Annotated in this window: 12 protein-coding genes; 10 read left to right on the top strand and 2 right to left on the bottom strand. The window is 63.4% G+C overall.

Annotated features, from left to right (window positions below; genetic code table 11):
- Window positions 1-600 precede the first annotated feature (600 nt).
- The 7 genes from ROA7023_RS22295 (at window position 601) to ROA7023_RS22270 (ending at window position 5,337) form a co-directional block, all read left to right on the top strand.
- Window positions 601-1,218, top strand: a complete 618-nt coding sequence (locus ROA7023_RS22295) for an RNA polymerase sigma factor (protein WP_085881178.1) — start codon at window positions 601-603, stop codon at window positions 1,216-1,218.
- A gap of 112 nt (window positions 1,219-1,330) precedes the next feature.
- The gene (locus ROA7023_RS22290) at window positions 1,331-1,585 is read left to right on the top strand and encodes a zf-HC2 domain-containing protein (RefSeq protein WP_085881177.1); all 255 of its coding nucleotides are present in this window, start codon (window positions 1,331-1,333) and stop codon (window positions 1,583-1,585) included.
- Between the two features lie 27 nt (window positions 1,586-1,612).
- Entirely contained in the window at window positions 1,613-2,044 is a 432-nt protein-coding gene (locus tag ROA7023_RS22285) for a DUF6789 family protein (protein WP_085881176.1), read from the top strand.
- 74 nt (window positions 2,045-2,118) lie between these two features.
- Window positions 2,119-3,354 (top strand): bifunctional alpha/beta hydrolase/OsmC family protein, encoded by a 1,236-nt coding sequence (locus ROA7023_RS22280; RefSeq protein WP_085881175.1) that lies wholly within the window; start codon window positions 2,119-2,121, stop codon window positions 3,352-3,354.
- Entirely contained in the window at window positions 3,351-3,509 is a 159-nt protein-coding gene (locus ROA7023_RS24620) for a hypothetical protein (protein ID WP_159458642.1), read from the top strand. Before ROA7023_RS22280 ends, ROA7023_RS24620 begins: the two co-directional genes overlap by 4 nt.
- Window positions 3,509-4,585 (top strand): patatin-like phospholipase family protein, encoded by a 1,077-nt coding sequence (locus ROA7023_RS22275; RefSeq protein ID WP_085881179.1) that lies wholly within the window; start codon window positions 3,509-3,511, stop codon window positions 4,583-4,585. The genes ROA7023_RS24620 and ROA7023_RS22275 overlap by 1 nt, the downstream gene beginning before the upstream one ends.
- Before the next feature lie 11 nt (window positions 4,586-4,596).
- The gene (locus tag ROA7023_RS22270; RefSeq protein ID WP_159458641.1) at window positions 4,597-5,337 is read left to right on the top strand and encodes an NAD(P)H-hydrate epimerase; all 741 of its coding nucleotides are present in this window, start codon (window positions 4,597-4,599) and stop codon (window positions 5,335-5,337) included.
- Between the two features lie 10 nt (window positions 5,338-5,347).
- Here ROA7023_RS22270 and ROA7023_RS22265 read toward each other — a convergent pair whose 3' ends face one another.
- Window positions 5,348-6,034 carry a hypothetical protein gene (locus ROA7023_RS22265; RefSeq protein WP_159458640.1) on the bottom strand — a complete coding sequence of 229 codons (687 nt, stop codon included), beginning with the start codon at window positions 6,032-6,034 and terminating at the stop codon, window positions 5,348-5,350.
- The gene (locus ROA7023_RS22260) at window positions 6,024-6,347 is read right to left on the bottom strand and encodes a hypothetical protein (RefSeq protein WP_085881172.1); all 324 of its coding nucleotides are present in this window, start codon (window positions 6,345-6,347) and stop codon (window positions 6,024-6,026) included. The genes ROA7023_RS22265 and ROA7023_RS22260 overlap by 11 nt, the downstream gene beginning before the upstream one ends.
- Window positions 6,348-6,517: 170 nt before the next feature.
- Between ROA7023_RS22260 and ROA7023_RS22255 the strand changes: the two genes are divergently transcribed.
- From ROA7023_RS22255 to ROA7023_RS22245, 3 genes are all read left to right on the top strand, one after another.
- On the top strand, window positions 6,518-7,069 hold the full coding sequence (locus ROA7023_RS22255) for a cytochrome P460 family protein (protein WP_085881171.1): 552 nt from the start codon (window positions 6,518-6,520) through the stop codon (window positions 7,067-7,069).
- A 41-nt stretch (window positions 7,070-7,110) separates the two neighbouring features.
- A complete protein-coding gene (locus ROA7023_RS22250) occupies window positions 7,111-8,097 on the top strand; it encodes a YeeE/YedE thiosulfate transporter family protein (RefSeq protein ID WP_085881170.1) in 987 nt (328 codons plus the stop codon).
- Window positions 8,098-8,178: 81 nt separating this feature from the next.
- A complete protein-coding gene (locus ROA7023_RS22245; protein WP_234992409.1) occupies window positions 8,179-9,075 on the top strand; it encodes a YiiX/YebB-like N1pC/P60 family cysteine hydrolase in 897 nt (298 codons plus the stop codon).
- Window positions 9,076-9,509: the final 434 nt, after the last annotated feature.

Here is a 9,509-nt window from a genome sequence, read left to right as displayed (position 1 = left end):
ATGGCTCTTCGGAAAATAGGGCCTCAGCCGCGCCATCTGAGCCTCGCTCAGCCAATACAGATCGCTCATCATGCCCCCTTTGGTTCGGGGACGATGAATCACGCAGACCGCGCAGCCTCAACCCGTTTAATGGGTCCTGAGCCTAACTCTGTCCGATGATGGATGGCGGCGATTTTCGCATGGTTTCAATTGTTTGAGCGGTGCCGTGTGCAGTTCATGTTCACATTGCGATCGCACGAGATCGCATAGTGTCGCGCTACTCGCGGAGTGCGATTGAAATCCGAGTGAGGCAAAGCGAACTTCTTGGATCCGTGGCTTTGCGCATCGAAGTTCGCGGCGATGAGGACATCCAGCACCTGTCTGGATTTTCCAGTCGTCGCTTCACTTGCAGCAATTTTCGAAGGCGGTCGGTCAAGGCCGCTTCGAAGTCGTGCCGGCCGCCGCGGATATACAACGCCCCGACACCGCATATTTCAGGCGGCGACCAGCTCCTATGAGTTCGGCAGCGCTTCGGCAGAAATCCATTCACGGTGCATCACGATTTGGCGCGTTCTGCATTGACATGTGGACGCGCAGGCCACCGGACTTGCACATGGTCGCATGTCGGTGGAAGAAGTCATGCGCACCAGAGTATTGGAAGAAATGGATTCTATTGACCGCCTGAAGGCGGGCGATGAAGCCGTATTCGGCATGCTCTACACCCGACACACACCGTCCATGATCCGGGTAGCAGCGACCATCGTGAACAGTCGCGCCACCGCAGAAGAGGTGTCGCAGGAGACCTGGCTCGCGGTGCTGAAGAACATCGGCGGCTTCGAAGGCCGGGCGTCGCTGGCCGGCTGGATCTTCACGATCCTGATAAACAAGGCACGGACCCGGGCACGGCGTGACGGGCGATCCGTCTCGTTCGAGGAGGGTGGCCAGGGCAACGACCTTGCTGCCGCTTTCGACGGACACGGTCGCTGGAAGGAGATGCCCGAGCTTTGGGACGAAATCACACCCGAGCGCATCGTTGCCGGACGCCGGCTGGCCGAGCACATGCGCGACGCCATCGACGCCATTCCGCCCGCGCAACGCGCCGTGATCGTGCTCCGGGTGCAGCAGGGCCTCGACCCCGCCGAAGTTTGCGAGGCCCTCGGGCTCAGCGACGGGAACATGCGGGTGCTCCTGCATCGCGCACGACTGTCCTTGCGCGCCAGGTTGGCAGAGCTGTCATGAACTGGCCGAGCGGGACATTTCCGATGATCACGTTAACTTGTGATGCACCACGTAACGAAAACCTGCCGCGGAGGTCCTTTCCCCGTGAGGTTTTCGAAAGGACCGAACCGAAATGCTGAGCTGCAAGGATGTCGCCGACCGTGCAAGTGCCCTGTTCGACGGGGAACTCTCGACGTGGGACGCGCTCCAGATCCGCCTGCATCTTGCTATGTGCAAGGGGTGCGGACGCTTCATCGAGCAAATGCGCCTGACGGATCGATTGACCGCAGAGGTCGCTGACCAGGGCGAGCCGCTCCAGCATGAGGCCGAGGACGGCCGCTTTGCCGAAATCCTTTCGACGCTTCGCAAGGAGGAACCGCGCCGCTGAACCTCGGCGCAACCGAAAGGAAAGACCATGAACAAGATTGTCGCCGGCGCTGTCGCCGGGTTTGCCGCCACTGTCGTCCTCTCCGTGATGATGGTGGCCAAGGGAATGATGGGCATCATGCCCGAACTCGACGTCATCGCGATGCTGAGTGCGATGATGGGCGCCCCGGCCGTGATGGGCTGGATGGGGCATTTCATGATCGGCACGTTGGCCTGGGGCATCGGGTTTGCACTGCTTTTCGACATGATCCCAGGCTCCTCGGCGGTGGCCAAGGGCGTCGTCTTCGGCACCGCCGCATGGCTGGGCATGATGATCATGGTGATGCCGATGGCTGGCGCCGGGCTGTTCGGGATGGCCATGGGGATAATGGCACCGATGATGACGCTGGTTCTCCACGTGATCTTTGGGGCGGTCCTCGGCGCGGTCTACCAGGCGCAAGCCAAACCCGTCTTTGCCTGAACCGATCGAACGGGCGCGATTTCTGACATCGCGCCCGTTCCGATGGCGCCACTCCGACACCAGAAAGTCTGAAGATGAAAAGCCAAAAAGTCACCTTTGCCGGGCATTCCGGCGACATGCTTGCCGCACGACTGGATTTGCCAAGCGGCCCTGTCCGAGCGGCAGCGATCCTCGCGCATTGCTTCACCTGCTCCAAGGATATCGCGGCGGCGCGCCGGATCTCGGGTCGGCTCGCGGCCCTTGGCATCGCCGTTCTTCGATTCGACTTCACGGGGCTGGGTCATTCCGGGGGCGAATTCGCCAATACGCATTTCACATCAAACGTCGCCGACCTGATGCTTGCTGCCGCGTTCATGGAGGCGCGTGGCTTGCCTGCACAGCTTCTGATCGGGCACTCGCTTGGCGGTGCGGCCGTGCTGAAGGCCGCGCCCGATCTTCCCGCGCTTCGGGCCGTGGTGTCGATCGGCGCCCCGTTCGACCCCGGCCATGTCGCGCATAATTTTGGCGGCAAGCTGGATGAAATTCGCGCGCATGGGCGCGCCACGGTCGATCTGGCGGGCCGGTCCTTCGAGGTCCGCAAGGAATTTCTGGACGACATCTCCGCGGCCTCGCTGGAGCAGGCCCTGCCTCGCCTGAATGCCGCCCTTCTGGTACTGCACGCGCCCCGTGACGCCACGGTGGGCATCGACAACGCGGGACGGATCTTTGGCGCGGCGAAACATCCCAAGAGCTTCGTCTCGCTCGACGGGGCCGACCATCTGCTGACCCGTGAGGAAGACGCCGAATATGCGGCCGAAGTCATCGCCTCGTGGTCGCGGCGCTTTCTCGATCTTGCGCCAGAACAGGCGACCCCGGACGCGCCCGAAGGCGTGGTGCGCGTCTCCGAGGCCGAGGCATCCGGGTTCCGGCAGGATATCGTGGTCGCGGGACGCCATCAGATGATCGCCGATGAACCGGTTGCCATGGGCGGCACCGATCTGGGGCCCAGCCCCTATCAGTTGCTGGCCGCCGCCCTTGGCGCCTGCACCACCATGACCATCCGGCTTTATGCCCGGCGCAAGGGCCTGCCCCTTGCGCATGTCTCCTGCGACGTCAGCCATGACCGGTGCCACACCGAGGATTGCGAGGAGTGCGACAAGGGCAATGCCAAGGTGGATGTCTTTCACCGGGTGATCCGTCTGGACGGAGATATGAACGACGACCAGCGTGCCTCCCTGCTGGCCATTGCCGACAAATGCCCCGTCCACAAGACGCTGCACGGGCAGGCCATCATTCGCACGGACCTTGAGCCGCTGAAGGAAACAGCATGACTCGTGATAATGATCTTTCGCTCAGGATCACACAGTCCGCGAACCTCAGCCATCGCTGGAGGTCTTGCCGGGTCGTGAGCCGTCAAAGCCCAATCATCATCTACATCAACGGTCCGGAAATGATCCGCATCGGCGATGGCGGATGGATTGCGTGATGAGCGCCCAGGTGACGGACCATCCCCGCAAGGCGGCAACCACGCCCAAGCGCGTCAATCTGGCCTTGCAGGGCGGCGGATCGCATGGCGCCTTTACCTGGGGTGTTCTCGATGCCCTGCTGGAAGACGGCCGGATCGAGATCGCAGCTATTTCGGGCACGTCGGCCGGTGCGATGAATGCCGTGGCGCTGGCGGACGGGTTCACGGCAAGCGGGCCGGAAGGTGCGCGCGAGAAGATGCATCATCTCTGGGAGTCGGTGAGCAACGCCGCGCAGCATTCGTTCATCAAGCGCGATCCGCTTGACGTAGTGATGGGGACCTGGAGCCTTGAACGTTCCTGGGGCTACCAGACGATGAACATGATGACGCGGCTCTTTTCGCCCTATCAGTTCAATCCCGCCGACATGAACCCCCTGCGCGACATCGTCGAGGCCTGCATCGACTTCGACTGCGTGCGCCATTGCGATGGCATCCGGCTTTTCATCTCGGCCACGAATGTCGAGACGGGCCGGGTAAAGGTCTTCGACAGCCGCAGCCTGACGGTCGACATGGTCATGGCCTCGGCGTGCCTGCCGAACATGTTCAAGGCCGTGGTCATCGACGGGGTGCCCTATTGGGACGGCGGCTACATGGGCAATCCGGCGCTCTTTCCGTTCCACACCGAAAGCGACAGCGCCGACACCATCGTCGTCCAGATCAACCCGGTGGAGCGCAAGGGCATCCCGCGCACGGCCCATGACATTCAGAACCGGCTGAACGAGATCAGTTTCAACTCCAGCCTGCTCAAGGAGTTGCGCGCTATCGATTTCGTGACCCGGCTGCTGGACGAGGGCAAGCTCGATGAGGGGCACTATCGGCGGGCAAGGATCCACATCATCGAAAATCAGGACGTTCTGAACCCGCTGGGGGCCTCGTCAAAGGTGAACGCGGAATGGGCGTTTCTGACCCATCTGCGGGATCATGGACGTGAGACCGCAAAGGTATGGCTCGACCGTCACCACGGCGACCTCGGCGCGCGCGGCACGGTCGATCTGCGTGCGATGTTTCAGGGCATCGGTCCGGAGCATCAAGGATAGGATTTCGGGGAATGACGATGGAGCGCGACGACTGGCAATTCCCATGGGCCAAGGGCTGGCCCGAGATCGACCGGGCCGGAATGGTCGAGGTCGACCGGCGCATGGTCGAGACCTACGGCATCGCGCTCGAGAAGATGATGGAGAATGCCGGCCGTGCGCTGGCCACGGTAGCGTGGCGCCGGTGGCTTGTCGGCCGGGACGCTCCCCGCGTCACCGTGCTGGCGGGCAACGGCGGGAACGGCGGCGGTGCGCTGGTCGCGGCGCGGCGGCTGGCCGCCTGGGGCGCATGTGTCGAAATCGTACTCGCCCGCCCCGCTACCGCATTGGCCCCGGTCCCCGCGGGCCAGTTCGCCATCCTCAAGGGCATGGGCATCGCCGTGGTCGAAGACCCCCCCGAAGGAGCCGGCCTCATCCTGGACGGATTGATCGGCTATTCGCTGTCCGGCGCGCCAATCGGGCGTGTCGCTGATCTCATCACATGGGCGAACGGGTCCGGCACGCCGATCCTCGCGCTCGACGTGCCCTCGGGGTTCGACGCATCGACCGGGCGGCTTGCGATGCCCTCCGTCTCGGCCAATGCGACCGTCACGCTTGCGCTTCCCAAGCGCGGCCTGACCGATCCTGCGGTGCGATGGGCGGTGGGCGATCTCTACCTCGCCGATATTTCGGTGCCGCCCGCGCTCTACGCCACTATGGCATGTCCGATCCGCACGCCGAGCTTCGCGGGCGAGGATATCCTTCGGATCGCGTAACCCGTCCCCATCAGTCGAGAAATGCGCCGAGGTCGATGTCAAAGAGCCACACTGCAAGCGGCACCGGGGCAACCGCGACAAGGATCGTCACGACAGTTTGCACGGGCAGGAACAGGCGGCTGAGCCCGGCGGTGAACAAGATGCCGCCACCGCCGCCAAGAACCGCGTTGCCGGGCAGGTTCACGAGCGGGCCAAGCAGAACATAGCGATAGCGCGTGGCCAGCGGGCGTAGCCAGACGGGCGCGCGTGCGCGCAATGCCTCCAGCCGTTCGGTGCGGGAGAGCGGTTGGACCGCCTCAAGCAGACGACACGCTTTCTTCAGACGAAGGTCGTCGAAGACACGGTGAAGCCGCGCATAGGGCACCCATTCGCCAACGGCATAGGCCAGCGACAGGCCTGCGACGGTCGAGCCGTAGATCAGCGGTGCGATCCACGGCCCCTCCATCACCATGAGCGACAGACCGATCTCGACACCCGGAACGAAAGGGACGGAGATCAGAAGACCGTAGGCGAGCAGGAAGGCGACAAGCATCCCGACGCGCAGGCGATCATCCTCGAAGAGCGCCAGCCCCGTGACCCAGCCCATCAGAAGGTGGATGCCATAGGCGATGAGCAGAACGGCGAAGAGCCTGATCATGACCCGGCAGAATGCGCCGCAGCGTGCACGCAGCGACACCGGGTTCGCGTCATTCCCCATGCGAGGCCCAACGGCAGCTGTCGGTCGGCAGGAAGTGCATCAGCCGGTCACGCCCATTCGGCCCGGAGAGCCTGGGGCACCCTTCAACGCTGGTCTCGGAGGCGAAGGCGGTGAAGATGGCGGAGGGTGTTTCGGGCATGCAGAGTTCCGCGCCGGGGTCGAGGGCGGCCCCTGTACGGGCGTCACCGGTCCGGGACTCGATGGTGAAGTAGAGCGTGTCGCTCGTTCCGTTTTCCACGCAGGCGGCTGCAGCAGGACCGGCAAGTAGGACCACCCCAGGCAGGCAGATCAGGACGGAGAAAACGCGTTTCATCGAAAACCTCTTTTATGAGCATTTGCGCGGAACAGCCTGTGGTAAATCCGGAATCGCGAAAATCTCGCAGAGGTGATGGCGGCGTGAGTGTCACGGCACTGTGATCGGCTTGCCTGTAACGGACCGCGACCCGCCGAGTCCTACCCTCGTCAACCAAGGGAGGACTTCTCATGAGAACGATCATATCCGCAGCCGTTGCAAGCATCGCCATCGCGACCGGACCGGCGCTGGCGCAGGACGGCGACATGGCCTTCGGCACCGAGGACGACATCGCCTATGCGGAGTTGCTCTGGGATCTCATGGAGGCCGAGCGTCTTGCAGGACCGAACATGATCCGGGCCTTTCCCTACATGGGCACCGAACCGCATGGCATGATGCTTGAAACATTCTATGACGTCGGCACGATCGGCGATCACACCGGCGACCTGATCGTGAAGCGCAATTTCGGGCCCGAGGGCGTTTCCGTGGACGAGGTCCTGTCGAACCCCGACGGACATCTGGGCGCTTATACCGTGATGTTCCGCCGCGAGGATGGCTACGATCCCGAGAACCTCGACTGGTTCTGGGCACGCTACAACCCCGACGGCTCGATCGCCGAAAACCCGATGGGCATGGCTCTGGCCGGGCGCGTCGCGCGCGGGATGGACGAAGGCTGCATCGCCTGCCACCAGGGAGCCGCCGACGACATGGTCTTCACCTCGGATCACCTGATCGCAAACTGACCCTCAGGCACAGGTGATCCAGCCCGCGCCGAGGCTCCGATATGTTCCCCGACCTCGCCCTGCCTGCCCTGATGGGCGTGCTGCTCGGAGCCTCGGCGCACAGGGCAGGCCTGTGCACCGTGAAGGCGGTGGCGGAGGTCATGACCACAGGGCGCGCCCACGTCCTTTGGTCGTTTCTGAAGGCATCTCTCTGGACGCTCGGCCTTCTGTCAGTTGCGGCACTGGCGGGTTTCGATGCAGACCTTTCGGCGCGCCCCGTCATGCTGCCCGGAATTGCAGGCGGTATTCTGTTCGGGGTCGGTGCGGGTCTCAACGGCGCATGCAGCTTCTCCACGCTTGCGCGTCTTGCCGAGGGCCATGGCGTGATGCTCATGACCCTTCTCGGTTGGGGGCTGGGGCTTCTCGCCACGCCGGGCCTCTTGACGAGCCCGCAGGGGAGTATCTCCGCAACGTCGCTGCCTTGGTGGATCGTTCTGCCAGGCCTGGCCTGGATCCTGTGGGAAGGTTGGCGTCTCACCCGTCTTGTCCGGCACAGGGGCAAGGGGATTTTGTCGGATGGTGTCTGGCCTCTGTCGCTCGGCGTGTTTCTTGTGGCTCTCGCCAACACCGGACTTCTTCTGATGGATCGACCCTGGTCCTTCACCTCGACAGCAATTTGCGCGTCCGGCGCCGCCGAGGTGGCCCCATGCGCGCATCCGGCCACGTTGTGGGTCGTCTCGACTGCCGCGATGCTGGCCATGGTGACATCCGCGGTGCTGCGCGGTAGCTTCCGCATTCGCCGGGTCCGGTTGTGGTCGGCCCTCAGGCGGCTTGGTGCGGGCAGCCTCATGGGGGCGGGGGCTGCGATGATCCCCGGCGGCAATGACGGGTTGATCCTGTTCGGTATACCCTCGCTCTCGCCCCATGCCCTTCCCTCCTGGTTCGGCATCGTCGCCGGCATCTGGATGGCGCTGGCCGTCATGCGTGCCCTTGGGGCGCGGGTGCCCCGGATCTCCTGTGAGGGCGATATTTGCCGTGCCGAGGTGTAACGTTTTGGTAGATCGCGGGTCCTTGAGGCAAGACGGAGGTTCGGGTCGATGACGGAAGAGGGAACAAGCTGGCTGGACGGGGTGCTCGACCGCATCGGGCACCGGTTGGCATCCAAGCTGAACCGCCCCTGTTCGGGCTACAAGCCCTACACGCCTTCGGATTTCCAGACTCTCTGCCGCATCCTTCGCCCCGGTGACGTTTTGCTGATCGAAGGTGGCGAGCGGATTTCGACAGCGATCAAATATCTCACGCAATCGACATGGTCCCACGCGGCCATGTATGTGGGCAGGCACCTGCCGGATGCAGCCGACGGCGGCGAACGACATCACCTGGTGGAGGTGAACCTTGGTCAGGGCTGCGTATCCGTTCCACTGTCGAAATACGCGAGTTTCAACACCCGCATCTGCCGCCCCGTGGGCCTGACCGATGAAGAACGGGCGCAGGTCTGTGCCTTCATGATCGCGCGGATCGGCCTCAAATACGACCTGCGCAACATCTTCGATTTGCTGCGATACTTTTTTCCGACACCGCCCGTTCCGGTGCGTTGGCGGCGGCGGATGCTGGCCTTCGGCTCCGGCGATCCGACGCGGGCAATCTGCTCTTCGCTGATTGCGCGGTCCTTCCAGTCGGTGCGCTACCCGATCCTGCCCGACGTCACCAAGGTGAAGACCCGAAAAGGGTCACGTCAGGCACGGGCCGAGATCCTGCATATTCGGCACCATTCACTGTTCGCGCCGCGCGACTTCGACCTGTCGCCGTATTTCGAGATCGTGAAGCCGCATATCGCGGGGGGATTCGATCACCGGCGGCTGACATGGGCCTCAGCGCCGCAGGACACGGGCCACGACAGTGGCGATGAGCAGCGCGACGAACCCGGAGATCGCGAACCAGCCGAAATACCAGAACCGGCCGGCAAGCGCGTTCTCTGCGAAGGAGGCGGCAAAGACCTGCTTGCCGAAATACGCGGCGGCGACTGAGGCCAGCAAAGCCGCTACGGCCACGACCACCAATGCCGCAAACGACAGGCCCGCCCGCCGCAGGACGAGCCAGAGCACTGCCCCGCCGGCGCCGCCGATGATCCCCGATTGTTGGGCCCACCACGGATGCGCACCGAGCGCCTCCGGCAAACCCGCCAGGGACGCGGCGACCAGACTGGCAGTCACCGCAACGGCGACCAGGCTCTCTTGAAGTATCGGATGGCGCATCAACGTGCCTCGAACTTTGGAAAATCAATCAAAAGGTCATGCCAGACGCCGGCGCCATTGAGGTTGAGCGGCATCCGTTGAGTTATGCCCAAAAGTTGGTGACGGCTTGATCAGGCGGCGTTTTGAAGTTGCTTGATCCCGTCCTTGAAGGCAATCCCCTGGATCACTTCGGGCAGACGGTTTGGCCCTGAGATTTTCCTCCACTT

It is taken from the genome of Roseisalinus antarcticus, from assembly GCF_900172355.1.
In the GTDB taxonomy this organism is placed as follows: domain Bacteria; phylum Pseudomonadota; class Alphaproteobacteria; order Rhodobacterales; family Rhodobacteraceae; genus Oceanicola; species Oceanicola antarcticus_A.
The sequence above is the reverse complement of the archived record's forward strand: the minus strand, read 5'-3'. Positions and strand labels throughout refer to the sequence as shown.